Genomic DNA, 22,704 nt, shown 5'->3' with positions numbered 1-22,704 from the left:
TGTGCTTATGAGGTGCTGTTTCGAAAAACGTTGCGCTTGGTTTGACAATTCAAGATTAAAATATTTCCAAGAAAATAGTGCATATAATTATTTATTGTACAAATGTTATAAAAATCCCTTTTCCATCAACAATGCCTGTCTGAAAAATATTTTCAGACAGGCATTGTCTTTAATCATTATCAAATACCATCTTTTAAATATCGTCTTTCAAACGCCGTTTCACCGTATTAAACAAGCCGCGCAGAATATCGATGTCTTCCGTTTCGGTATTGGCACGCGAAAACAGGCTGCGCATCCGGCGCACGATACGCTCACCGTTGCGGCGGTTGAAAAAATTTACGTCGTTCATCAGGCTTTCCAAATGATTCACCAAACCGTTGATTTGCTGATGGGTGGCCGGGTGGGTTTCGGCCGCCAGATAATCCATCGGCACATCCACTTGGCTGAACAATTCGTAGCACACCACCTGCACCGCCTGCGCCAAATTCAGTGAGAAATAATCAGGATTGCCGTTGATGGTCATCAAGCGGTTGCAGTGTTGCACTTCCTCTATGCTCAAGCCGTAAGTTTCATTGCCGAACACCAGCGCCACCTGCTGCCCTGCACGTGCCGCCTGCAACAACTCAGGCACCGATTCGCGTGGCGTTTGCAACGGCGCGGTCAGCTCGCGTTTGCGGCTGGTGAGTGCGCAGCTGAGCGTGGTATCGGCCAACGCTTCGGGCAAAGTGGCGACAATACGCGCCTGCTCCAATACATCGGCCGCGCCGGAAGCCAAAATAAAACTCTCTTCCGGCAAACTGAATGCTGCCGGATTTCCGGCATCAAACGGCGCCGGCTCGACAGTCATCGGCGTTGCCATCAGATTGGGGGCGACCAAGGTCAGCCGTTTGAGGCCCATGGTTTTCATGGCCCGGGCGGCGGCACCGATATTGGCCGGGTGGCTGGTACGGGTTAACACGATATGGATATTACCGAGGAAATCGGGAAGCTGTGGTTTATTCATTGCTGGCTGTCTTTATTTGCACCCGAAGAGTATAATGGGCGGCATCTGTTCTTTAAAAAATATCGTTAATTTTGCTTGCTGGCCGCTATTGTACCCGCCGGCTTGCCTATTTTGTACTGGAAATCCCCATGAATCCTATCCTCAATACAGCCCTAAAAGCCGCCCGCCGCGCCGGCGATATGATGGTACGCGCCTCCGGCAACCTTTCCTCTTTAAAAATCAACAGCAAAGCATTTAACGATTTCGTTTCCGACGTCGACCGCGAATCAGAAAACATCATTATTCAAATTCTGCAAGAAGCCTATCCGCACCACAAAATCACCACCGAAGAAACCGGCAGCCACGGCAATGCCAAAGCCGAATACGAATGGATTATCGATCCCTTGGACGGTACCACCAATTACCTGCACGGCCACCCCCAATACGCGATTTCAATGGCACTCTTGCACAAAGGTTCATTGCAAGAAGCCCTGATTTACGCGCCTGAGCGCAATGATCTTTATATGGCCTCGCGCGGTCAAGGCGCGTTGCTGAACGACCGCCGCATCCGTGCCTCTTCCCGTTTCGAATTAAACCAATGCCTGATCGGCACCGGCTTTCCGGTGGTCGACCAAAGCATGATGGATACTTATCTGGCGATTTTGCGCGACCTGTTGGCGCGCACCGCCGGCGGCCGCCGCGAAGGTGCGGCCGCATTAGACTTATGCGCGGTAGCCTGCGGCCGCTTCGACGGTTTCTTCGAATTCAATCTGAAGCCTTGGGACATCGCCGCCGGTGCGCTGATTGCCAGCGAAGCCGGTGCCATCGTTACCGATATGCGCGGCGAACAAGGCTGGCTGGAGAGCGGCGATATCGTCTGCGCCAACCCCAAAGTGCTGGCTCAAATGCTGCACATTATCCAGAAACACCTGCCGGCCGCCTGATTGATTGCCGGCTCACGCGAGTTTGCCGATGAGCGCCGTTGCGACACCCCTCGATGCCTATATCCTAACCGGCCAAAGTCTGGCCGGCGGCGTAGCCGAAGCGGTCAGCACGGCGCCTTTCCCTTTCAGACAGGCCTATATGCTGGCGGGTGGCCCGGTATTTCGTGCAGACTCGCCGCCTAACGGCCAATTGGTGCCGTTGGCGGAAAACCGAGTGGAAACATTGTGTTCTGCCTTTGCCCGACAACGGCTGGCTGATAACAGCCGCCCCTTGGTCGTCATCGGCGCAGCCGGCGGCGGTTTGGCTTACCACCGATTGAAAAAAGGCGGCGACAGCGGCGTTTATCCGCACATCCTCGAGCAAGTCAGGCTGCTGGAAAACAGCGTACGCCCCATCCGCTACCGCGCACTGCTGGTGGTGCACGGCGAAACCGACGGCTATCTGGGCACGCCGGATTACGAGCAAAAACTGGCGCAATGGCGTCTCGACTTCGAAACCGATATCGCCCGCCTGTGTGGCCGGCCGCTCACGCTGCCGCTGTTTACCTGCCAAACCGCCAGCGCCGCCGGTTATGCCCGCGCCGCGCCGGTTCGCCATCATTTCACGACCCCGTTCGCCCAGCTGCGTGCCGGTTTGCAGCCGCATACCACCTTGGTTTGTCCCAAATACGCCTTCGATTATCTCGACCACGCCCATCCCGATGCTGCTTCCATGAACCTGCTCGGCCGCTATTACGCCCGTGCCTGCCATACTATATTGGACCGGAACGAACGTTGGAGCGGCGTACGGCCGCTGGCGGTTTTCCGGCCAGATGATCACACGATCGAAATCGAATTTTCCGTGCCCGTTGCGCCTTTGCAGTTCGATACCGTACAAGTCAGCGACCCCGGCCATTACGGTTTTGTCTTGTCTGATGCCGGCGATGCCCGGATTACCGAAGTCCGCTTACAGAGCGCGCACAACCGCGTATTATTAAGAAGCAACCGCCCCCTACCCGCCGGCAGCCGCATCACTTATGCTTTCGACAACGGCGAAGCCAACACCTCCGGCCGTCTCAATGGTGCCCGCGGCTGCCTGCGCGACAGCGCCGGTTTGGCCAATTGGGCGTTTGCTTTTGAATGGGTGTTGTAGAATACACCGGACAAATGCCTGTCTGAAAAAATACAGTGGTTTAAATTTGAACAGTAAGCGTTGCCCGCCTCGACTTGATTCAAAGAAAACGATTTTGTAAGCCCCGGCCAAGCGGCAACAGAATCGGCCCGTATTGGCGGTACGTTCTGCTTGTCTTCTTCCCAATTTAAGCCACTATATAATGCCAGAGACCTTTGCAAAATACCCAGATGTGGATGAAGTTCGAGGCGTAGCAGCACAGCGAGTGCAGACATATCAGATAGATAGGCAAACGAGCGAGCAGCGCACAACGAAGAAATTCGCCGCAGATGGGTATTTTGCAAAGGTCTCTGCCTGTCTGAAAACAGATATGACCATCAAAACCTTCTCTATAACCACAAACGCAAAAAGGATATGCCATGCAATACACTCTCTTGGGCGACACCGGTATTTCGGTGAGCAAAATCTGCTTGGGCAGCATGACTTGGGGCGAGCAAAACAGCGAAGCCGAAGCGCATCAGCAACTGGATTACGCACTGGCGCACGGCGTGAACTTTATCGATACCGCCGAAATGTATCCGGTACCGCCGCGCCGCGAAACCTACACCACTACCGAGAGCTATATCGGCAGCTGGCTCAAGCAGCGCGGCCGGCGCGACGATGTGGTATTGGCCAGCAAAATCGCCGGCCCCACCTCGGCCAATAGTTTGGACAGTTACATCCGCAACGGCAACGACTTTTCCCGCACCCAGATTTTCGAAGCCTGCGAGGCCAGTCTCAGCCGCCTGCAAACCGATTATCTGGATTTATACCAACTGCACTGGCCGGAGCGGCAAACCAATTTCTTCGGCCGTTTGGGCGTTTCCCGCCTTGCCGAAAACGAACGTTTCACCCCGTTCGCAGAAATCGTCGATGCCATGGGCGAATTGGTGAAACAAGGCAAAATCCGCGCCTACGGTTTATCCAACGAAACCCCGTGGGGCACGTTCCAATATTTGCAACAGAGCAACCGCGAAGCCGGCAAACCGCGCGCAGCTTCGGTGCAAAACCCCTATAACCTGCTCAACCGCAGCTACGAGGTGGGCATGAGCGAAATCTCGCTGCGCGAAAACGTGCCGCTCTTGGCCTATTCGCCGCTGGCTTTCGGCGTACTCAGCGGCAAATACCGCCACGGCGCCATGCCCGCCGGCAGCCGGCTCGCCCTGTTCGAACGCTTCCAGCGCTACACCAAACCGAAAGCCTTCGAAGCGGTCGAACGTTACGCCGCCATCGCCGAACAAGCCGGCATAAGCCTCGCTACGCTGGCGCTGGCCTTCGTCAACCAACAGGATTTTGTCGCCAGCAACATCATCGGCGCCACCAATCTGGATCAACTGCGCGAAAACATCGCCAGCGCCGAAGTCGTCCTGAGCAGCGACACCATCGATGCCATCAATGCGGTGCATGCGGAAATCAGCAATCCCTGCCCGTAAAGCGAGAAAAAAATATCCTGATGTCTTTTCGGCACCAGGATATTTTAAAAAATGAGACCTTTGCAAAATTCTTTTCGATACCTGAAAACACATGCGTCATGCTCGGGCTTGACCCGAGCATCTTTTTATTTGAGAAGAAAAAGCAGATACTCGGGTCAAGCCCGAGTATGACGAGATATCAATCAATTCAGGATTAAAAAGTTTTTTGCAAAGGTCTCAATGTTTTCAGACAGGCAGAGACCTTTGCAAAATACCCAGATGTGGATGAAGTTCGAGGCGTAGCAGCACAGCGAGTGCAGACATATCAGATAGATAGGCAAACGAGCGAGCAGCGCACAACGAAGAAATTCGCCGCAGATGGGTATTTTGCAAAAGTCTCAGGCATTACGTTTAGCTTGCCCGCAATATCGCGCACAATCCGCCACCAGCCCGATTTTCCAAAACCAGCGTCAAACCGTGCAGTTCGGCAATACGCTCGACAATAGACAAACCCAATCCGCTGCCCGGCTCATCCTGCCCCGGCGGTCGGTAAAAACGTTCGCGTATCCGCGCCAAATGTTCCGGCGCAATGCCTTTGCCACGGTCGCACACGCTGATGCTGTCGGCAGCCAAAGCCAGCGTAACCGTACTGCCTGGCGGCGAATAGCGGATGGCGTTTTCCAGCAGGTTGCGCAGCAAAAGTTGCAGCAACAGCGCATCTCCTTGCAAAGGCAATACCGTTTTTGCACTTTCCGCCGGCGTATCGCACACCAGCCGTATCTGTTTCTCGCGGGCAGCAAGGTTTACGCTCTGCATCACCTGTGTGGTGACCAACTGCCAGTCTATCGCTTCTTGCTGATGCAGCGAGCGTTTCGGATCAAGCCGCGCCAGCGTCAGCAACTGATTAATCAGATTTTCCGCACGATCCAAACTGTAACGGATTTGTTGTAACTGCTGCCATTGTTCTTCCGATTCGCAATCGAGCGCCAATACTTCGGTTTGCACTTTCAAAGCCGCCAAAGGGCTGCGCAATTCATGGGCGGCATCGGCGGTAAATCGCTGCTCACGCTCGCGAGCCTCTCCCACACGCACCAGCAACTGATTCAGCGCCGACACCATCGGGCGGGTTTCCTGCGGCACCGCTTCGGATACCGGCTCCAAACTATCGGCATCGCGTTGCGACAATTCCTGCGCCAAGGCTTCCAGGGGCATAATGCTGCGGCGCACCGCCAACGACAATAACCATACCAAGGCAGGCAAAGCCAGGATCAAAACCAGCAGCTGCACGCCGACGGCATTCAGCAGCGTCTCCAAGCGCTCTTTCCACTCCTGCGCCACCGCCACCGTGCGCCCGCTCTCGGCATCATGCCAATAAAAAACGCGCCAGGCATGGCTATGCCACCATGGCGCGGTATTGCTAAACCCGGAAAACGCCTGATAAGGAATTTGCCGTCCTTTGTTGTCCGACAGCAGCAAACGGCCGTTTTTATCCCAAATAGCGATGCCACTGTGTTTGCTGTCGGCAAAACCGCTGTCAAGCCAAGTGCCCTCGTCAACTTCCGGCAACTCTATCGGCGAAGCTGGCAACAGATAAGGCAGCGAACGGGCTAGCTGGGTCATCTGGGTGTCGTTGGCTTCGTTCATTTCCATCAGCGATATCGTTAACGAAACAGCTGCCGCGATCAGCCAAGTCGCCAGCAGGCCGCTGCTCAGATAAACGATCAGCCGGCGGCGGATACTGGTTTCGGGTGACATGGTGATGTTCCGTTTTCGTTTAATGCTTACATCATGCCGCGCACGGACTTCAAACGCACCTTGTTACCGAAACCGACCATCGCTTTTTCTTTGGCATACCCGGTCAGGTTGCCGCCGGAGAAGCTGACACCTTTGAATTCCACGCCGTTGAGCGTGTCGTTAATCACACCCGCATCGCCGCGGGTGGTGTTTTGCGGCGAATCAATCTGATAGACCGTATTGCTTTGTATGGCTTTGCCGCTGCTCCATTTACTGCCCCAACTGCGGGTATACAGCGCGCTGGAGCGCCTGCCGCCGTTGATGGCTTTCACTTTAAAATCACTGTTGCTGACATGCGCAGTGGTGAGTGCGGCCCGGCGGTATTCGGTTGCGGTCAGGTTAACCACGGCTTTGTTTACTTGATAGCTGTAAGAGGCCAGAGCCGCAAACAGGCCGCCTTTCACTTCGATATCGATTTGTGCGCCGTCAACGTTATCCAACATCAAGCCGACATGATGGGCATCGTTCGGGTTGGCCATCACGGCACGTCCTTTGAGAACGATGTTGCGGCAGTGGCGGAAGCAAACCAATGCGGAAGAGCGGCCATCGCACCGTGTCCGCACGTCGAAATCGTCCACCCGCAAATTACTCACGTTGCCGCCCAAGCGGTTGCGCGCTTGGCCGAAACATTGCAATCCGAAATTACCGGCGGTATCGATATAGACTTTCTTCAGCCACACATTATCGACTATCTGAAAATCGGTATTGGGCTCAATGTCGAAACCGCCCGGCTGCATAACGTTCACCTTGCCGCCTACTCGTACCGACCTGAAATCATCTACCACAATATCTTTGCCGCTGATAATCGACATGGCATTACGGCCGTCGTCTTCACTGTTTTCCACATCAAATTTGCCGAAATAAATCTTCTCAGCCAAAGGAGAAGCCTGATGCAGATTCGATTGCGTGATGTATACCGCATCACCGCGTACTTCTTTGCAAAAAAAGGTCGGGAAGCGTACGTTCTTGGCACCGGCTACCGCCACATTGAAACAATGTTCCTGCACCGGTTGCGATTTACGGTTGCCGTCGCCGCGATAATGGACTTCAATATTCTCGCAATCGCGGATAAGCAAACCGATAAACGCGCCTTGCAGATTGGCCTCGCGCTCGGCTTTGCGCGGCCTGAGCAGCATTTCGCCGCGACAGATGATTTTGGTACCGTTATAAGACGAACCGTCGAGCTTTACGCCCGAATGCAAGTAACGGCCCTCCGGAATAATGACGGTACCGCCTTTGTTCTGATCCAAGGCTTTCTGTATGGCGGCGGAGTCGTCGTGTTTTCCGTCGCCTATCGCACCGTATTTCAATACCGATACACCGTCCGCATCCGCCGCAGTGCCTGCGGGCGCCAGTTTCCAGCGCATGCCGTCCTGCGCCACAATCACCGTATAGCCGTTATCGGCGCTGGTTTTATCATGGATATCCTGCCAGTAAACGCCACCGTCGTTGTCGCCGATTTTCTCGCGCCCGAGTACCACCGCATTGAGGCTGCCTTGTGCCGGAAGTTTTCTGAGCGCGGCAATATTGGGTACAATCCGCCCGCCGGCACGCCCTTCCTGCATCATTTCCAACGCCTGCAACAGCATGGCATTTGTTGCTTGAGTCATTGTTTTTCCTATAATTAATCTGATATTACCTATTGGCCGGCATCATAACATTGCATAATGATGCCTGTCTGAAAAGAAACGGCAGCATCCGTAAAATTATGCCTGTTTGCCGCAACAAGCCTTGTATTTCTTACCGCTGCCGCAGGGGCAGGGATCGTTTCGGCCGGTTTTGGCACCCTCGCGGCGCACGGTTTGCGGCTTGCGGATAATGGCCTGCCAATAACGGTAAATATCCAGCAATACATGCGGCAATTCTCCTTCCAGCTGCGTGAGCTCTTTATCGGAAAGATTCAGCACCGCTTCGCCGCCTTCGTGCGCATCGTATACGTCGCCCAAAGCCATCACCGGATAGAACAAGTCTTCGAAATCTTCATTGTCCACCGCTTCGAACCAATCGGTTTCCACCACATCAAGCGCATAGAGATAAGCATTACACCAAGTATAAAAATCCGGCATGCCTCTCTCATCTTCATACAGCAGCAAATCCGGCAGGCTGCCGGCCTCCAAGGTACGGCGCATATCATCTGCCAGCCGCAGAACCAAGTCTTGCACTTCCTGTACTTCCGCTTCGAAAAACGCTTCGCTCTGATCGCCCAGCACTTCCGGCAGCCAAAGATGAACCGGCACTTCGTCGGGGCCAGAGAGCAGCGCCAACATAAAAGCCTGTATTTCGTCCGCACGCATGGTGCTGCCTTCGGCGGCTTTGTTATCGGTTAAATCGGCTAAACGCTGTTGCGCCTCATCATCAAACGGTAGCATGTGCATTCCTGTTTCTTTATCAAAATTATTCAAAATCAAACGGCTGTTACGCCCGGCTGTTGCCGGTAAAAGGCAGCGTCCTGCGTGGAAAAACAGCATAAAATCACTCTTTGCACCGTCGGGCATTGCGGCAAGGTATCGCGGATGGCTTGCAGCGCCACCAAAGCGGCGTCCTCGAACGGATAACCGTACACGCCGGTGCTGATAGACGGAAACGCGACGCTTTTGGCCTGCACACGCTCGGCCAGCTTCAGCGATTCTGCATAGGCCGACGCCAACAGCGCCGCTTCGCCTTGGTTGCCGCCGTGCCAAACGGGGCCGACGGTATGAATCACATATTTGGCCGGCAAACGGTAGCCGCGGGTGATTTTCGCCTCGCCGGTGCGGCAGCCGTTTAAAGTGCGGCATTCGGCCAACAATTCGCTGCCGGCGGCGCGGTGTATGGCGCCGTCCACCCCGCCGCCGCCCAACAGCGTTTCATTGGCGGCGTTAACAATCGCATCGACATTCAAAGTAGTGATATCGGCTTGGATTACTTCGATTACGGCGCTCATGTATTTTCCTTTCAGACAGGCATCAAACTCCATCCGTCCAAACAAAAGAGATGCTCAGATTTTCAGACAGGTATCGCCATCTTATGCCTGCGCATGCAAACGCTGGCGCATCTGCTCGAACAAACACACTGTCGCCGCCATGGCCACGTTCAACGATTCGGTGGCACCGATCATCGGAATATGTACCGTACCGTCGGCCGAATCCAACATGCTTTCGCTCACGCCGCTGCCTTCGTTGCCGAACAACCAGGCCGAAGCAGGTTTCAGATCCAATGAGTACACACTGCGGTTGTCCCGGCCGCCCAAAGCGGTGGCGCGCACCGGATCGCGGTAGCCTGCGCGCCAAACGTCCAAATCGGTGCGCGGATAAAGCGCCAGCAGAAAATGGGCGCCCATGCCGGCCCGAAGCACTTTGGGCGACCACACGTCCACACAGTCTTCGCCAAAAATAACTTGGCGGATACCGCAAGCGGCCGCACTGCGCAGAATGGTGCCGACATTGCCGGGGTCTTGCACCCGCTCCAACACCACGCAATCGCCCGATTGCGGCAAGCTGCCCGGCAAAGGGCAGACAATAAGGCTCATCACATCTTCACCACCGCTCAAAGCACTGATTTTTTCCAAGGCTCCTTGGCTGACCACGGTAATTTTGTCCTCGGGCAAACGCGCCAGCAAGACTTGTATTTCCGCCCGCCGCAAGCGCCCCTCCGGCACATACACCGCTTCGGGGCTGCCGCCCGCGTTCAGACAGGCATCCAACAAATGCACGCCTTCGAGCACCGCCTGCCCGCTTTCGCGGCGCGCTTTGGCGGACGATAACAAACGCGACAACTGGCGCAACGATTCATTGTGTACCGAAGTAATGGTTTTCATAACATTCTTTATCCTATCCGAACCAAGCAGCCCGAAGCAGGCGGATAGCCTTTTACGAAGCGATGGTCCGCCAGAAATGAGCCAACGGCCCGTGCCCGCCGCCCACTTTCCACGCCGCACCAGCCTCTATCGCACCTTGCAGATAACTCTTGGCCGAAGCCACCGCCAGCCGCAAATCTTTTTTATGCGGGTAATACGCGGCCACCGCACTGGAGAGCGTGCAACCGGTACCATGAGTATTGGGAGTAGGCACGCGTGCGCTCACAAAACATTGAGGCTCTTCCGATTGCTGCACCAGCCAATCACCGGCTTGCCCGCTCTCTTCCCAATGTCCGCCTTTGAGCAACACCGCTTGGACACCCAGCGCCAGCAACTGCTGCCCTTGAGCCAGCATTTCCTGCTCGCTCTGAGCCTGCCGGTTGCCGGTTAACTCGGCCAATTCGCTTAAATTCGGCGTAACCAAATCCGCCAGCGGCAGCAACTGCTCGAGCATCGCGCCAACCGTATTTTCCAAAGCCAGGCTGTCGCCGGAAGTGGCCACCAACACCGGATCAAGCACCACAAACGGCACCGGATATTCGCGCAACACTGCGGCCACTTCGCGTATTGTGGCCACATCCGGCAGCATACCGATTTTCACCGCATCAATACGTATGTCGGACAACACCGACTCACACTGCGCGCGCACCATCTCGCTGGGCACCACATGCACCGCCTGTACGCCCCGGGTATTCTGCGCGGTAATCGCGGTTAACACGCTGGCGCCGTAAGCACCCAGCGCGCCGAACGTTTTCAAATCCGCCTGAATGCCCGCGCCGCCGCCCGAATCGGAACCGGCTATGGTCAAACAACGCGGAAACGGCTTGTCTTGGCCCAGCCCGTTAAATTCAAATTCCATTTCTCGCTCCTTCTCTCTGCATGATTGATATTTTTTTACCGGCAACAAAATGCCTGTCTGAAAAAACGATAAACCTCACTCATCAAAGCGGTTTCGTTCTTTTCAGACAGGCATCATTATAATAGTTGCATTACGGTTGCGTCTGCTCCAATTCCAACGAGGCCGCCAACAGCGATAAACGCGCCATCACACCGTAAACATACAAGCGGTTGCATTCGCAATCCGGATTGGCGGCATTGGTTTGCGGCACGCCCAGCGTATCCCACTGTGCAAACACACGCTTACAGCGCTCCTCGCCGCCCTCTTCCGCGCCCGCCACCGGAATCGCCTGATTCAGCGGTACAAACACCATGCCGCCCGCGTTCAGGTTTTCATCGTTGGCACGCCCCTCATGCACACGGAAAAAGCCGCCGATAACAAAACGATCCATCATATACACCACCGGCTCGGAAACTGCGCCGTTTAGCGTTTCGTAGGTATAAATGCCCTCTTGCACAATCACTTCGCTGACTTCCAAACCCTCTTTGATTTTCGCCATTTTATTGCGGTTTTTACGGTTCAGACTGCGCACCTCCTCGACCGACTTCACGCTCATCACGCCCATGCCGTAAGTACCCGCATCGGCTTTCACAATCACAAAAGGTTTGTCCGGAATACCTTTTTCATCGTATTTGGCTTGGATTTTCGCCAGCATCCGCTCCACCGCTTCGGCCAGCGCATCCTCACCTTCATGCTCCTGAAAATTCAAACCACTGATTTGCTCGAAGTAAGGATTAATCTGCCATTCGTCGACACCGATTAATTCTGCAAACTCGGCAGCCACCCGGTTATAAGCGGCAAAGTGCGCGGTTTTGCGGCGCGTCGTCCAACCACCGTGCAAAGGCGGTAATACGGTTTGCGCAATACCTTGCAAAATCTCCGGAATACCGCCGGACAAATCATTATTCAACAACACCAAACAAGGCGAAAAGCCGTCGGCCAAATGCACGCGTTCACGCGTACGCAACAGCGGCTCCAGTAGGATTTTATCGCCCAGCGCCGTTTCAAATTCAGTAGGCTCGGTGATTTCCGGATTCAAACTGCCCAGCCGAACTTCAAAACCGGCAGAACGCAGAATATTGCTCAACGCCAATACATTTTGCAGATAAAAAGTATTGCGGGTATGGTTTTCCGGCACAATCAACACCGATTTTGCCTGCGGGCAAGAGCGCTCCACCGCGTCTTGCGCCGCATGTGCCGCCAGTTGGATAAAATTCGGGTTCAGATTATTAAAACCGCCGGGAAACAAATTCATATCAATCGACGCCATTTTATAACCGGCATTGCGGATATCCACCGAACCGTAAAACGGCGGTTTATGTTCGCTCCACTGCCGGCGGAACCAAGCCTCGATTTGGGTTTGCTTGGTCAGAATGTTTTGTTCGAATTCTCTCAATTGCGCCAGATAGTTATCCGACATCACAGGCATCGACATACCTTGTCCTTCATCACAATAGAATAAACCCCTGCATAATAGGGCGTTCAGACAGGCTATTCAAGCGTCCGCGCGATTTATTTTTCCAACACATTGCGTCCAAATAAGACAATTTGTCTAAAAAATAAAAAGTTTTTTCTGAATGCCTGTCTGAAACGCACAAAATTAGACATTTTCACTTGCATTCCCACTTATTAATCGTTACTATACTTTATAGATATAGATAATTTTCCCGATAAGCGAAACACAAAACCATGAGCGCACAAACCCTTTACGACAAACTCTGGAACAGCCACGTCGTCCGCGAAGAAGAAGACGGTACTGTTCTGCTATACATCGACCGCCATTTGGTGCACGAAGTCACCAGCCCGCAGGCTTTCGAGGGACTGAAAATAGCCGGTCGCAAACTGTGGCGCATCGACAGCGTGGTGTCTACCGCCGACCACAACACCCCCACAGACCATTGGGACGAAGGCATCAAAGACCCGATTTCCAAACTGCAAGTCGATACTCTAGACAGCAATATCAAAGAGTTCGGTGCATTAGCCTATTTCCCATTTAAAGACAAAGGCCAAGGCATCGTACACGTGATGGGCCCCGAACAAGGCGCCACCCTGCCGGGCATGACCGTGGTATGCGGCGACTCGCACACTTCCACCCACGGTGCATTCGGCGCGCTGGCGCACGGCATCGGCACTTCCGAAGTCGAACACACCATGGCCACCCAGTGCATTACCGCCAAAAAATCCAAATCCATGCTGATTAAGGTAAACGGCCGTCTGAAGCCCGGCGTTACCGCCAAAGACGTGGCTTTATACATCATCGGCCAAATCGGCACCGCCGGCGGCACCGGCTACGCCATCGAATTCGGCGGCGAAGCGATTCAAAGCCTGAGCATGGAAGGCCGCATGACCCTGTGCAACATGGCCATCGAAGCCGGTGCGCGCAGCGGCATCGTGGCGGTCGACCAAACCACCATCGATTATGTAAAAGACAAACCGCTCGCCCCCAAAGGCGAAGATTGGGAAAAAGCCGTTACCTACTGGCGAACGCTGGTATCCGACGAAGGCGCGATTTTCGACAAGGTTTACGAGTTCGACGCTTCCGATATCGAACCTCAGGTAACTTGGGGTACGTCGCCCGAAATGGTGCTAGACATCAACGGCAAAGTACCCAACCCTGCCAACGAAACCGACCCGGTCAAACGCAGCGGTATGGAACGTGCGCTGGAATACATGGGCTTGGCCGCCGACACACCGTTAAACCAAATCCCCGTTGACGTGGTCTTTATCGGTTCCTGCACCAATAGCCGCATCGAAGATTTACGCGAAGCCGCCGCCGTAGCCAAAGGCCGCCAAAAAGCCGCCAACGTCAGCCGCGTATTGGTGGTGCCCGGCTCCGGCTTGGTCAAAGAGCAGGCCGAACGCGAAGGCTTGGACAAAATCTTTACCGAGGCCGGCTTCGAATGGCGCGAACCGGGCTGCTCGATGTGCCTGGCGATGAATGCCGACCGTCTTTCACCGCAGGAACGTTGCGCCTCCACCTCCAACCGCAACTTCGAAGGCCGCCAAGGCAACGGCGGACGTACCCATCTGGTTAGCCCCGCCATGGCCGCCGCCGCCGCAGTTGCCGGCCATTTTACCGACGTGCGCAGTTTGTAAAATGAGGCCTGTCTGAAAAATTTTCAGACAGGCTTTTACGGAAATTTGTTTTTTAGCAAAATTTTTGGCATGATTATGAAGTGCAGCAATGCATACTGTACTTTCAAATTATCACAGGAGCTTAAAACATGAAAAAACTCGTATTGGCCGCCTTGGCATCTATGTTCTTATTGTCTGCCTGCAATACCGTATCAGGCTTCGGCCAAGACGTATCCAAAGCGGGCAACAAGCTGGAAGAAGCCGCGGATCGTTAAGACAAGCTTTGATTAAGATGAAGTTGGCGGCAAATGCAACACTTTGCCGCCAAAATATCATCATAACCGTCCGCAAGGAGAAAAATAATGAGGAGCCGAGCCTTAAAAAGTATGGCGTTGCCTTTGGCATTATTGGCAACAGCCTGTTCCCAAGACAACCTGCCGGCAGCCCCAAATACTGCCATATCTGCGCATACCCACCATCTCGAAAGCAGGCAGGAAATCATTAACCTGCTAAAACGGTACCAACAAGCCATGCGCACGGCCGATTTACAAGGTATCGCAGCAACATTGCACGATGAGGTTGTTACCACATTTCAAGGTAAACTAACCGTGCGCGGCAAATCCGCCGTAATGCAGAACTACCAAGTCAATTTTCAAACTATGGATTTTTCAGGTATTGAGTATCTCATCGACGAAATTAATACCTCGCAAGATTTAGCGGTTATCAGCACTTATCATCCTGTAGGGTCTTTTGTAACACATAAAAAAGACCGCAAAAAAATTATGGACCACAACCGCGAATTATTTGTATTGAAGAAAGTGCAAGGGCAATGGTTGATTTACCGCTATATGTACAACCAAACGCCCGAACAAGCCAAATAAAAAGCAATGCGGCAAATGAGCCCGCACTTGTTTAAACCATGAAAGTACACCTATGAAAGCCTTCACCCAAATCACCGCCCTAGTCGCCCCGCTCGACCGCGCCAACGTCGATACCGACGCCATCATCCCCAAACAATTTCTCAAATCCATCAAGCGCAGCGGCTTCGGCCCCAACGCCTTCGACGAATGGCGCTATCTCGACCATGGCGAACCGGGCATGGACAACAGCAAACGCCCCATCAATCCCGATTTTTCGCTCAACCAGCCGCGCTACCAAGGCGCACAGATTCTGCTCACCCGCAAAAACTTCGGCTGCGGCTCATCACGCGAACACGCCCCGTGGGCGCTTGATGACTACGGCTTCCGTGCCGTCATCGCCCCCAGCTTTGCCGATATTTTCTTCAATAACTGCTACAAAAACGGCCTGCTGCCGATTGTGTTGAGCGAAGAGGCAGTCGACCAACTGTTTAAAGAAGTAGAAGCCAACGAGGGCTACCAACTCTCCATTGACTTGGATAAACAAACCCTCACTACCCCGAGCGGCCAAACTTTCAACTTCGACATCACCGAACACCGCAAGCACTGCTTGCTCAACGGCCTTGACGAAATCGGCCTCACCCTGCAACATGCCGACGAAATCAAAGCGTTCGAAGAAAAGCGCAAGGCCGCACAACCTTGGCTATTTAACCAAGCCTGATGAGATAAAAGCGGCCTGAAAAGCTTCAGGCCGCTTTTGTTTTATACCTTTTCATTAGCGATAACAAGCAATAGGCACGATAAAAAGCGGTACAATCCGATTACTTCAAGCGCCCAGTTAAAATGCCTGTCTGAAAAACAGTTTGAATATCCCTACATACAGGATATGCTTCATGGATATAAGCGGCTCCGGAGTTTATTTATGGATATTGATGCTATTGCTGCCCTTTTTGCTACTGATCTTCGGCTTACTCATGATGTTCTATCTACTGTTCAAAGGTTTGTCTAAAAATAACCAACCGCCCAAAGTTCGCAAAAAAGCCAATTCGCTCAAATAATCCGCTATGATTACCGACACCATCGCCAACGCCCAGCGCTATGCCGCGCTGCACCCTGATTTTGCCGATGCCTTCCGTCTGCTGCAAACATTGGATTTTGCGCAACTGCCTGATGGTCAGGTGGCCTGCGACAACCCCAATATCCGCTTGTTTATCGGCAGCGAACCGATGCGCAGCCGCGAAGAAGCCAAACCGGAAGCGCATCTGTATCACATTGATATCCAAGTTCCCATCAGCGGTACAGAAGGCTATGGCTGGATAGACAGGGCCTGTTTGAAAAACGGTTTAGGCTATAACGAACAAAAAAACATTGAGTTTTTCGATTGCGAACCGACTACTTGGCTGGACATCCACGTCGGCGAGTTCGCCCTGTTTTTCCCCAACGACGGCCATGCGCCGTTGGTGGGCAATGATAAATTAATCCGCAAAGCGGTATTTAAAATCCGAATCGGGTAAAATAGCGCCCGATTAGTCCGACATACAAAGGAAACCCCATGACCAAACAACTCGCCATTCTGCCCGGCGACGGCATCGGCCCCGAAATCATCGCCCAAGCCGTGCGCGTACTCGACAAACTGATTGAAGACGGCCTCGACGTACAATACCAATACGCCCCGTTGGGCGGCGCCGGTTACGACGAATACGGCCACCCCTACCCCGAATTCACCCAAAACCTGTGCCGTGCCGCCGATGCGGTATTGCTCGGCGCGGTCGGTGGTCCTAAATACGACAACCTCGAGCGCGCACTGCGCCCCGAACGCGGCCTCTTGGCCATCCGCAAAGATTTGAATCTGTTCGCCAACCTGCGCCCCGCCATTCTCTATAAAGAACTGGCCAACGCCTCCACCCTGAAGCCCGAAGTGGTAGCCGGCTTGGATATTCTGATTGTGCGCGAACTCACCGGCGACATTTATTTCGGCGAACCACGCGGCATCCGTACGCTGGAAAACGGCGAGCGCGAAGGCTTTAACACCATGAAATACAGCGAGTGTGAAATCCGCCGCATCGCCAAAGTATCATTCGAAGCGGCGCAAAAGCGCGGTAAAAAACTGTGTTCGGTCGATAAAGCCAACGTATTGGAAACCACTGAATTGTGGAAAGAAATTTTTAATGATGTAGCCAAAGATTATCCCGATGTGGAATTGAGCCATATGTATGTCGACAACGCCGCCATGCAATTGGTGCGCGCACCCAAACAATTCGACGTCATCGCCACCGGCAATATCTTCGGTGACATTTTGAGCGACCAAGCATCGATGCTCACCGGCTCCATCGGCATGCTGCCCTCGGCCTCTTTGAACGAAACCGGCAAAGGTTTGTATGAACCCTCCCACGGCTCCGCGCCCGATATTGCCGGCCAAGACAAAGCCAATCCGCTGGCAACGATTTTATCGCTGGCCATGTTGGTCCGCTACAGCCTGAATGATGAGAATCGCGCCAAACAGATTGAAAACGCCGTGCAAAAAGTATTGGAACAAGGTTTGCGCACCGCCGATATTTACGAAGAAGGCACACAACTGGTTTCCTGCTCCGCAATGGGCAGCGCGGTATTGGCCGCTTTGTAAAACACCTTTGCCATTGCCGACACCTGCCTGTTATCGGCAGGTGTTTTTATTTTCAGACAGGCATATGCCTGTCTGAAACGCAGAAGATACAAAATTACAAACCATTCATTTTAAGCTATAATTATCCCCTTTTTCTTTCCCGACATTTCGTTTGCATGACGCCATACCGACCGGTTCAAACCTATCACCGCCTGTGGCGGCGCAAGGTCTACAAACACCGCGCCACGCTGCCGGCGCACCCCGTCGATTGTCCGGAATGCGGCTTGCGCAATCATATCCCGCAACTCTCGCAAGGCCAGGAGGCTGCCTGTTCGCGCTGCGGCCACGATTTGGTGCGCGTGGAAAGCAACCCCTATATCGCGCCGTTGGCCTACGCCGCCACCGCGCTGATCCTGATGGCGGTGGTGTACAGCCAGATGTTCGTTACCATCGAAATGCCCGGCGTCTACTCGCGCCTAACGTTGCCGGGCATGATGAAAACCCTGATTCTACAAGACTGGGGTTTTTTGGCCGAAGTGATGTTTATCTTTACTTTCGGTACGCCGCTTTTGTTTCTGCTATTGGCGCTCTACGTTTATACCGCACTGGCCCTCCGGCGTTTCATGCCTTTTTTGCTGTATGCTACCCGCACGCTGGTTCGGTTGCGCGAATGGATTATGATCGATGTGTTTTTCATCTCAACACTGGTGGCTTATATTAAAATGTACACCGTATCCACCGTTACCTTCGGCCCCGCTTTCTGGCTGATGTTTGCGCTCGGTGTCATGCTGATCCGTACCGCCGTTTCGGTACCGGAACATTGGGTGTATTATCAAATCCACCACCTACTCAACCGTTCGCCCCTTTTCCCTTCCGAGGGCAAACACATCTGCTGTAGCCGCTGCCTGTATTTCCAGCCGGCCAACGAAGAAGAGTGCGCGGTATGCGGCACCGATTTATTCGACCGCCGTCCGCACAGCGTACGCATTTCGCTCTGCTTTCTGATTGCCGCCGCCATTCTTTACCTTCCGGCCAACCTGCTGCCGATTATGATTTCCTCCAACCCCCTCAGCCTGGAAATCAGTACCATATTAAGCGGTATCGAATACATGTGGAACGACGGCGACCGCCTGATTGCCGTGATTATTTTCAGCGCCAGCATCATGGTGCCGACCTTGAAAATTATGTCGATGGGCGTACTGATCGCCTCCACCCGCCTGCCGATGCCGATGGGCATACGCAAGATGTCGCTGCTTTACCGCATCACCGAATACATCGGCCGTTGGTCTATGATCGATATCTTCGTTATTATCATACTGATGAGCGCCTTCCATACGCCGATGGCGCGCGTCCAGCCCGGCCCGGCATCGATTTATTTTTGTTTGGTGGTGCTGTTAACCATGCTCTCCGCCCACTTTTTTGATCCACGCCTGCTGTGGGATAAAGCCACCCGCCAGCAGATCAAACCGAATGATTGAACGCTTATGACTACCCCCGACCTGCAACCCGTTCCCGCCCGCGTGCGAAAATCCAGCACCGCCGCCTCAGTCGTGTGGCTGATTCCGCTGGCCGCACTGGTGGTCGGCGGCTGGTTGCTGTTTCAAAAAATCCGTAATACCGGCCCCGAAATCACCCTTTTAATGGACAGCGCCGACGGTATCGAAGTCAATACTACGGTTATCAAAGTGCTCAGCGTCGACGTCGGCCGGGTCACCCGCATCCGCCTACGTGACGACCGCAAAGGAGTGGAAGTTACCGCACGCCTCAATGCCGATGCCAAAGACATGATGCGTAAAGACACCCAATTCTGGGTTGTCAAACCACGCATTGATCAAAGCGGCGTATCCGGCCTGAGCACGCTGGTATCCGGCTCTTTTATCGCCTTTACTCCCGGTAAATCCGAAGAAAGCCAAGATACTTTCACCGTATCCGATATCCCGCCGATTGCCGCCATCGGCCAAAGCGGCTTGCGCCTGAAACTGCGCGGCCAGAACAGCAAGCTTTTGGGTAGCGGCAGCCCGATTCTGTATGAAGGTTTCATCGTCGGCATGGTGGAAAGCGCCAAATTCGATCCCGACAACAAAACCGTTAACTATTCCATTTTCATCAACAGTCCCAACGATAAGCTGGTCAATAAAAACAGTCAATTCTGGCTGGACAGCGGGATTAACGTTCAAACCACTGCCAACGGTATTAAAGTCGATGCACCGCCCATGGCCGCGATTCTCTCCGGTGCCATCGCCTTCCGTTCTCCACCAGAGAGCAAACAGCAATCACCCGCCGCCGCCAACGACCAGACCTTCACCCTTTATAACGACCGCAACGAAATAGACAACCTGCCCGGCGAACGCGCGCTTTATTATGTCGCCTTCTTCAAAAACTCCATCCGCGGCCTAGCTGCCGGCTCGCCGGTAGAATACAAGGGCGTTACCGTCGGCAGCGTGGCCGACGCCCCCTATTTCGCCCGTAACGACAGCCTGAAGCTGTTCCAAAACGGCTGGGTTCCGGTACGCATCCGCATCGAACCGCGCATGATGGAAATCAACGCCGACAATCAAAGCAAAGAAAACTGGCAAAACCAGATACAAAACGCCCTCAATCGCGGCCTGAGCGCCACGCTTTCCAGCAATAATCTGGTGCTCGGCAGCAAAATGATCGAGCTGACCGATGCCGCGCCCGGTCAGCAAGCACTCAAGCCGTTTAACGAATACGACGGCAATACCGTAATCGCCAGCCAAGGCGGCGGCCTTGACGAATTGCAAGCGCAACTTGGCCGCCTGCTGGACAAATTCAACCGTCTGCCGCTGGAAAACACCGTCGGCGAATTGAATGCCAGTCTGAAAGAATTGAAAACCACCCTCGCCTCTGCCAACCAACTGCTGAGCAAACCGCAAACCCAGCAAATTCCGGGTGAGTTGAACAAAACGCTGGGAGAATTGCGGCAAACCCTCGCCGGCATCTCCCCGCAGTCGCCGGTGTACCAAGACGTGCAAGCCACCCTCAAAAGCATAGACAAAACGCTAAACGACACCCGCCCGCTGGTTAACACCTTGAAAGAAAAACCCAATTCGCTGATTTTCAACCAGAACAGTAAAGACCCTATTCCCAAAGGAAGCCGCTGATATGAACAAACGGATACCTGCACTCGCCCTCGCCTTCGCTCTTGCCGCCTGTAGCAGCGTGAATACCGCTTATTTCACCCTACCCGACAGCCAGTTTGAGCTACCGGCCGGCCAAGGCAACGAAGTCGCTCTGCAAGTGATACTGGCCGAACCGCTGGCCACCGGCGGATTGGTTTACCAAACCGATCCGCTACATCTGAATTTTGCCAAGCAAAACCTGTGGGCTGCACCGCTCGATCAAAGCATTGCCGCCAACTTGGCCAACAAACTCAACCGGCAAAGCAAGCGCTACCGGTTTATCCCTGCCGGCCGCAGCCAAGCCAGTACTACGCTGAAGATTTATATTGAAAACTTCAACGGCACTTACCAAGGCCACACCCTGATTCAGGGCTACAGCCAATGGCCGGACGGCAGCGGCCGCAACTTCCGTATCGAAACCCCGCAACAGGGCGACGGCTATCCCGCAATGGTACAGTCGCTCGACCAAGGGTTAACACAAGCAGCCGAGCGGCTATAGCGGATTAGCTTCATTTATTGGGAACGGTGTTTATCACTATATTCGATCCAAAAATCCGCATTCTCTACCCCCGCCACTCTCGGATCAAAAACCGGATCCTGCCCGCGTTTTTTCTGTTCATCGTAGTCTTTGAGCGTTTTAAAAGCAGGTTTGCTGAGCAAGACAATGGCGATGAAGTTCAGGTAACACATACTGCCAAAGCCGATATCGCCCAATCCCCACATTACGCTTGCGGATTGAATGCCGCCAAAGAAACACACTGCTAAAAACACGATTTTCAAGACCGTTTTTAAAACCGGAAAACGTAATTGATTATCCAGATAAACCAAAGTAGTTTCAGCAATATAGTAATAAGCAACCAAGCAGGTAAAAGCAAAAAGGAAGATGGCAAGCGCTACAAAACTTGCGCCGAAACCCGAGAATACAGTGGATACTGCGGATTGCGTAAATGCGGTACCTGCGACAACACCCGGCAAATGCTCCACCAGCATCTTTCCGTCGGTACCGACAATATTGTACATATTGGTGGATAAAATCATCAGTGCGGTAGCAGTACACACCATCACCGTATCCACATAAACCGAAAAACCCTGCACCAAGCCCTGTTTGGCCGGATGCGATACTTCAGCAGCAGCCGAACTGAAAGTGGCTTCGCCCGCACCCGCTACATTGGAAAATACGGCGCGGCGCACCCCCCATGATACTGCTGTTCCCACCATGCCGCCGAACACAGCGTCCATACCAAAAGCACTTTTTACGATTAAGGCAAACATAGCCGGGATTTGGGCAAAGTTCACCACCAACACAATCGCCATCATGCACAGGTACGCAATAGTCATAAACGGAACCACTATATCGGCAAAACGCGCAATGCGTTTGATTCCGCCGAAAATGATAAACGCCAATAATCCGACCACTGCTATCGTGCTAATCGTCGTCGACAAGCCGAAAGCTGTTTGAAAGGAGTCGGTAATCGTATTAACCTGCACACCAGGAACCAATACGCCGTAAGACAAGCCGGTTACCGTCGCAACCAAAATGGCAAATTTCTTCAGCTTCAAACCTTTTTCAATATAATAAGGCGAGCCGCCGCGGTATTGTCCGTGGGTTTCCTGTTTGTAGACCTGAGCCAGCGTAGATTCGATAAATGCACTCGCCCCACCCAACAAACCCATGACAATCATCCAAAATACAGCTCCCGGGCCGCCCGAGAAAATCGCCGTTGCCACCCCGGCAATATTGCCCACACCAATACGGCCTGATAAAGCCATACAGAATGCTTGAAATGATGTGACACCGCGTGAAGAATGCGATTTATCAAGCAGCAAACGGATCATTTCTCGGATGTAGCGGAATTGAACGCCTTTTGTCGCAACCGTAAAGTAAATACCCACGCCCAGCGCCAGATAAACCAAAGCGTCGCTCCAGATATAACCGACAATTGTATTGACTAATTCCTCCATCTCCCTCTCCTCATTTCTTCCTTAAAATTTAATTGATTGTTTTTATAACGGAG

General features: G+C 53.4%; 21 protein-coding genes and 1 pseudogene. 12 read left to right on the top strand and 10 right to left on the bottom strand.

Annotation, left to right across the window (positions count from 1 at the left end; genetic code table 11):
* Positions 1-193: 193 nt before the first annotated feature.
* Complete coding sequence (locus Q4C79_RS07845) at positions 194-1,003, bottom strand: RNA methyltransferase (RefSeq protein WP_303090464.1); 810 nt, start codon at positions 1,001-1,003, stop codon at positions 194-196.
* Positions 1,004-1,131: 128 nt separating this feature from the next.
* On the opposite strand from Q4C79_RS07845, the gene Q4C79_RS07840 reads away from it, so the two are divergent.
* Positions 1,132-1,926, top strand: coding sequence for an inositol monophosphatase family protein (locus tag Q4C79_RS07840; RefSeq protein WP_303090463.1), 795 nt, complete (start codon positions 1,132-1,134; stop codon positions 1,924-1,926).
* Between the two features lie 28 nt (positions 1,927-1,954).
* Complete coding sequence (locus Q4C79_RS07835) at positions 1,955-3,058, top strand: sialate O-acetylesterase (RefSeq protein ID WP_303090462.1); 1,104 nt, start codon at positions 1,955-1,957, stop codon at positions 3,056-3,058.
* A gap of 188 nt (positions 3,059-3,246) precedes the next feature.
* On the opposite strand, the pseudogene Q4C79_RS07830 reads toward Q4C79_RS07835, so the two are convergent.
* A pseudogene (locus Q4C79_RS07830) lies at positions 3,247-3,405 on the bottom strand (signal peptidase); the annotation flags it as partial.
* Positions 3,406-3,456: 51 nt separating this feature from the next.
* On the opposite strand from Q4C79_RS07830, the gene Q4C79_RS07825 reads away from it, so the two are divergent.
* Complete coding sequence (locus tag Q4C79_RS07825; protein ID WP_303090461.1) at positions 3,457-4,509, top strand: NADP(H)-dependent aldo-keto reductase; 1,053 nt, start codon at positions 3,457-3,459, stop codon at positions 4,507-4,509.
* 390 nt (positions 4,510-4,899) lie between these two features.
* Here Q4C79_RS07825 and Q4C79_RS07820 read toward each other — a convergent pair whose 3' ends face one another.
* The 7 genes from Q4C79_RS07820 to gshA form a co-directional block, all read right to left on the bottom strand.
* Positions 4,900-6,243 carry an ATP-binding protein gene (locus Q4C79_RS07820; RefSeq protein ID WP_303090460.1) on the bottom strand — a complete coding sequence of 448 codons (1,344 nt, stop codon included), beginning with the start codon at positions 6,241-6,243 and terminating at the stop codon, positions 4,900-4,902.
* A 26-nt stretch (positions 6,244-6,269) separates the two neighbouring features.
* Positions 6,270-7,892: a glycosyl hydrolase family 28-related protein gene (locus Q4C79_RS07815; RefSeq protein WP_303090459.1), complete on the bottom strand. Its 1,623-nt coding sequence runs from the start codon at positions 7,890-7,892 to the stop codon at positions 6,270-6,272.
* 96 nt (positions 7,893-7,988) lie between these two features.
* A complete protein-coding gene (locus Q4C79_RS07810) occupies positions 7,989-8,657 on the bottom strand; it encodes a YecA family protein (RefSeq protein WP_303090458.1) in 669 nt (222 codons plus the stop codon).
* Between the two features lie 29 nt (positions 8,658-8,686).
* Positions 8,687-9,205: an O-acetyl-ADP-ribose deacetylase gene (locus Q4C79_RS07805; protein ID WP_303090457.1), complete on the bottom strand. Its 519-nt coding sequence runs from the start codon at positions 9,203-9,205 to the stop codon at positions 8,687-8,689.
* Between the two features lie 81 nt (positions 9,206-9,286).
* Positions 9,287-10,078 (bottom strand): RNA methyltransferase, encoded by a 792-nt coding sequence (locus Q4C79_RS07800; RefSeq protein ID WP_303090456.1) that lies wholly within the window; start codon positions 10,076-10,078, stop codon positions 9,287-9,289.
* Positions 10,079-10,130: 52 nt separating this feature from the next.
* A complete protein-coding gene (thiD, locus tag Q4C79_RS07795; protein WP_303090455.1) occupies positions 10,131-10,976 on the bottom strand; it encodes a bifunctional hydroxymethylpyrimidine kinase/phosphomethylpyrimidine kinase in 846 nt (281 codons plus the stop codon).
* Positions 10,977-11,106: 130 nt separating this feature from the next.
* Positions 11,107-12,450: a glutamate--cysteine ligase gene (gene gshA / locus Q4C79_RS07790; RefSeq protein ID WP_303090454.1), complete on the bottom strand. Its 1,344-nt coding sequence runs from the start codon at positions 12,448-12,450 to the stop codon at positions 11,107-11,109.
* Between the two features lie 254 nt (positions 12,451-12,704).
* Between gshA and leuC the strand changes: the two genes are divergently transcribed.
* From leuC to Q4C79_RS07745, 9 genes are all read left to right on the top strand, one after another.
* The gene (leuC, locus tag Q4C79_RS07785) at positions 12,705-14,111 is read left to right on the top strand and encodes a 3-isopropylmalate dehydratase large subunit (protein ID WP_303090453.1); all 1,407 of its coding nucleotides are present in this window, start codon (positions 12,705-12,707) and stop codon (positions 14,109-14,111) included.
* Between the two features lie 128 nt (positions 14,112-14,239).
* Complete coding sequence (locus Q4C79_RS07780; RefSeq protein ID WP_303090452.1) at positions 14,240-14,365, top strand: entericidin A/B family lipoprotein; 126 nt, start codon at positions 14,240-14,242, stop codon at positions 14,363-14,365.
* 87 nt (positions 14,366-14,452) lie between these two features.
* Entirely contained in the window at positions 14,453-14,971 is a 519-nt protein-coding gene (locus Q4C79_RS07775; protein WP_303090451.1) for a nuclear transport factor 2 family protein, read from the top strand.
* 52 nt (positions 14,972-15,023) lie between these two features.
* Entirely contained in the window at positions 15,024-15,668 is a 645-nt protein-coding gene (leuD, locus tag Q4C79_RS07770) for a 3-isopropylmalate dehydratase small subunit (protein ID WP_303090450.1), read from the top strand.
* A gap of 343 nt (positions 15,669-16,011) precedes the next feature.
* Complete coding sequence (locus tag Q4C79_RS07765; protein ID WP_303090449.1) at positions 16,012-16,461, top strand: YhcH/YjgK/YiaL family protein; 450 nt, start codon at positions 16,012-16,014, stop codon at positions 16,459-16,461.
* A gap of 38 nt (positions 16,462-16,499) precedes the next feature.
* Complete coding sequence (gene leuB / locus Q4C79_RS07760; RefSeq protein ID WP_303090448.1) at positions 16,500-17,570, top strand: 3-isopropylmalate dehydrogenase; 1,071 nt, start codon at positions 16,500-16,502, stop codon at positions 17,568-17,570.
* Between the two features lie 155 nt (positions 17,571-17,725).
* Complete coding sequence (locus tag Q4C79_RS07755; protein WP_303090447.1) at positions 17,726-19,027, top strand: paraquat-inducible protein A; 1,302 nt, start codon at positions 17,726-17,728, stop codon at positions 19,025-19,027.
* Between the two features lie 6 nt (positions 19,028-19,033).
* The gene (gene pqiB, locus Q4C79_RS07750; protein ID WP_303090446.1) at positions 19,034-20,671 is read left to right on the top strand and encodes an intermembrane transport protein PqiB; all 1,638 of its coding nucleotides are present in this window, start codon (positions 19,034-19,036) and stop codon (positions 20,669-20,671) included.
* 1 nt (position 20,672) lies between these two features.
* Positions 20,673-21,188 (top strand): membrane integrity-associated transporter subunit PqiC, encoded by a 516-nt coding sequence (locus Q4C79_RS07745; protein ID WP_303090445.1) that lies wholly within the window; start codon positions 20,673-20,675, stop codon positions 21,186-21,188.
* Positions 21,189-21,202: 14 nt separating this feature from the next.
* On the opposite strand, the gene Q4C79_RS07740 is transcribed toward Q4C79_RS07745, so the two are convergent.
* On the bottom strand, positions 21,203-22,651 hold the full coding sequence (locus Q4C79_RS07740; RefSeq protein WP_303090444.1) for a sodium:alanine symporter family protein: 1,449 nt from the start codon (positions 22,649-22,651) through the stop codon (positions 21,203-21,205).
* Positions 22,652-22,704 lie beyond the last annotated feature (53 nt).

Origin of the sequence: Neisseria sp., from assembly GCF_030523955.1 — a bacterium.
Taxonomy (GTDB): Bacteria; Pseudomonadota; Gammaproteobacteria; order Burkholderiales; family Neisseriaceae; genus Neisseria.
This window is presented reverse-complemented; position numbering and strand designations above follow the sequence as displayed.

What these genes read in the sequence shown, in the direction of transcription:
- leuB (WP_303090448.1), top strand. Translation starts at nt 16,500, where the DNA reads ATGACCAAACAACTCGCCATTCTGCCCGGCGACGGCATCGGCCCCGAA.
- thiD (WP_303090455.1), bottom strand. Translation starts at nt 10,976, where the DNA reads ATGGAATTTGAATTTAACGGGCTGGGCCAAGACAAGCCGTTTCCGCGT.
- Q4C79_RS07800 (WP_303090456.1), bottom strand. Translation starts at nt 10,078, where the DNA reads ATGAAAACCATTACTTCGGTACACAATGAATCGTTGCGCCAGTTGTCG.
- gshA (WP_303090454.1), bottom strand. Translation starts at nt 12,450, where the DNA reads ATGTCGATGCCTGTGATGTCGGATAACTATCTGGCGCAATTGAGAGAA.
- pqiB (WP_303090446.1), top strand. Translation starts at nt 19,034, where the DNA reads ATGACTACCCCCGACCTGCAACCCGTTCCCGCCCGCGTGCGAAAATCC.
- Q4C79_RS07810 (WP_303090458.1), bottom strand. Translation starts at nt 8,657, where the DNA reads ATGCACATGCTACCGTTTGATGATGAGGCGCAACAGCGTTTAGCCGAT.
- Q4C79_RS07815 (WP_303090459.1), bottom strand. Translation starts at nt 7,892, where the DNA reads ATGACTCAAGCAACAAATGCCATGCTGTTGCAGGCGTTGGAAATGATG.
- Q4C79_RS07805 (WP_303090457.1), bottom strand. Translation starts at nt 9,205, where the DNA reads ATGAGCGCCGTAATCGAAGTAATCCAAGCCGATATCACTACTTTGAAT.
- Q4C79_RS07825 (WP_303090461.1), top strand. Translation starts at nt 3,457, where the DNA reads ATGCAATACACTCTCTTGGGCGACACCGGTATTTCGGTGAGCAAAATC.
- Q4C79_RS07820 (WP_303090460.1), bottom strand. Translation starts at nt 6,243, where the DNA reads ATGTCACCCGAAACCAGTATCCGCCGCCGGCTGATCGTTTATCTGAGC.
- leuC (WP_303090453.1), top strand. Translation starts at nt 12,705, where the DNA reads ATGAGCGCACAAACCCTTTACGACAAACTCTGGAACAGCCACGTCGTC.
- leuD (WP_303090450.1), top strand. Translation starts at nt 15,024, where the DNA reads ATGAAAGCCTTCACCCAAATCACCGCCCTAGTCGCCCCGCTCGACCGC.
- Q4C79_RS07775 (WP_303090451.1), top strand. Translation starts at nt 14,453, where the DNA reads ATGAGGAGCCGAGCCTTAAAAAGTATGGCGTTGCCTTTGGCATTATTG.
- Q4C79_RS07740 (WP_303090444.1), bottom strand. Translation starts at nt 22,651, where the DNA reads ATGGAGGAATTAGTCAATACAATTGTCGGTTATATCTGGAGCGACGCT.
- Q4C79_RS07845 (WP_303090464.1), bottom strand. Translation starts at nt 1,003, where the DNA reads ATGAATAAACCACAGCTTCCCGATTTCCTCGGTAATATCCATATCGTG.
- Q4C79_RS07780 (WP_303090452.1), top strand. Translation starts at nt 14,240, where the DNA reads ATGAAAAAACTCGTATTGGCCGCCTTGGCATCTATGTTCTTATTGTCT.
- Q4C79_RS07745 (WP_303090445.1), top strand. Translation starts at nt 20,673, where the DNA reads ATGAACAAACGGATACCTGCACTCGCCCTCGCCTTCGCTCTTGCCGCC.
- Q4C79_RS07765 (WP_303090449.1), top strand. Translation starts at nt 16,012, where the DNA reads ATGATTACCGACACCATCGCCAACGCCCAGCGCTATGCCGCGCTGCAC.
- Q4C79_RS07755 (WP_303090447.1), top strand. Translation starts at nt 17,726, where the DNA reads ATGACGCCATACCGACCGGTTCAAACCTATCACCGCCTGTGGCGGCGC.
- Q4C79_RS07840 (WP_303090463.1), top strand. Translation starts at nt 1,132, where the DNA reads ATGAATCCTATCCTCAATACAGCCCTAAAAGCCGCCCGCCGCGCCGGC.
- Q4C79_RS07835 (WP_303090462.1), top strand. Translation starts at nt 1,955, where the DNA reads ATGAGCGCCGTTGCGACACCCCTCGATGCCTATATCCTAACCGGCCAA.